Source organism: Effusibacillus pohliae DSM 22757 (assembly GCF_000376225.1).
GTDB lineage: Bacteria > Bacillota > Bacilli > Tumebacillales > Effusibacillaceae > Effusibacillus > Effusibacillus pohliae.
Genome location: NZ_AQXL01000002.1, coordinates 1 through 1,106, shown reverse-complemented (window position 1 = coordinate 1,106; position 1,106 = coordinate 1). Strand labels below are relative to the sequence as shown.

General features: G+C 37.3%; 1 protein-coding gene. It reads right to left on the bottom strand.

Annotated features, from left to right (window positions below; genetic code table 11):
- Nucleotides 1-252 precede the first annotated feature (252 nt).
- Nucleotides 253-909, bottom strand: coding sequence for an Imm26 family immunity protein (locus C230_RS0100015; protein ID WP_018130073.1), 657 nt, complete (start codon nucleotides 907-909; stop codon nucleotides 253-255).
- Nucleotides 910-1,106: the final 197 nt, after the last annotated feature.

Genomic DNA, 1,106 nt, shown 5'->3' with positions numbered 1-1,106 from the left:
CGCTAAAATATAATCATCAGATTTCAACAAATAAAACTCAACAACATTTACCTCATGCTTCCTTTTTCCTATCATGATGTTTGGAAATTTAGCATTTGGAGTGAGGAAAGCATGAGGTATGCGGAAAGATGGCAAATGTATTTATCTATTTGTTATTATGAGGCTTTCTCGCATCCCATTTTCAACTAGTTTGTTGTATTTGTGATCTGTTCAGCAGACCCTCAGTAGAGATTTCCATAGTATGATGCAAAATTATCCTTTATATAGAAGGTTATCCAAATAAGGGTACCATTCTGTGAATGCAAACTTGGCTTTAACCGCATCTTCAATTACAACGGGTGAATATGATTTTTTGCTGCTTAAATTTTTTATTTCATATTCAGATGCAGGTCGAAGTGTCCTTCCTTTATAGTCGATAACCATGTATCCGTCCAAAGTTTCAACCAGAAATTCAGGAAAACGAATATCCTTAGGAATCGAAAAATTACCAATAATCTCCCAATCTCCGTCTTCAATTTTTACGTCAACGGATTCAACCAGAAATACAATTGGTCTGTTTGTAATCTGATCTAAAGGAGGATGTTTTTCTGCTAGAATATCAAAAATTGCATACCAATTATCGGAAACAATTTGTCCATAACTATAACGCTTTTCGTCTACTGGAATAGCAAAAATATCTCCCACATGTGTTTGTATCTTTTTCCTTTTCGACATTACAACATACACCACTTTCCAGCCTTTAGTTTTGGACCTGTACATAATACAACTCGTTTGCCTTACTGATTTACTGCCTAAACCCCCATGCCCCTGGCGGGGCACGATATGACCAATGAAAATCGCTGGATGTGCTATTTTCTCATCAAAGATCAGAGTGAGTGAAGACCTAATAAAGGAGTAACCGAACCACATTAGCCTCGGTCCCACTCACTCGATATTTTAAAACAATCATAAACTTATTTTGTATTATATCCCAAACTTACTCCAGTTACTTCGTCTTATCTGATTCCTTTTTGGTAGTGTCCCGTCAAGTGGTGTAATTTCACCGTTTGTGTCTACTTTGTGACGTCGCTGGCTTTGTCCCGTTGAGGGATTCTATCGACCGTCGT

Excerpts from the sequence above, each read along its gene's own strand:
- C230_RS0100015 (WP_018130073.1), bottom strand. The coding sequence starts at position 909 with ATGTGGTTCGGTTACTCCTTTATTAGGTCTTCACTCACTCTGATCTTT.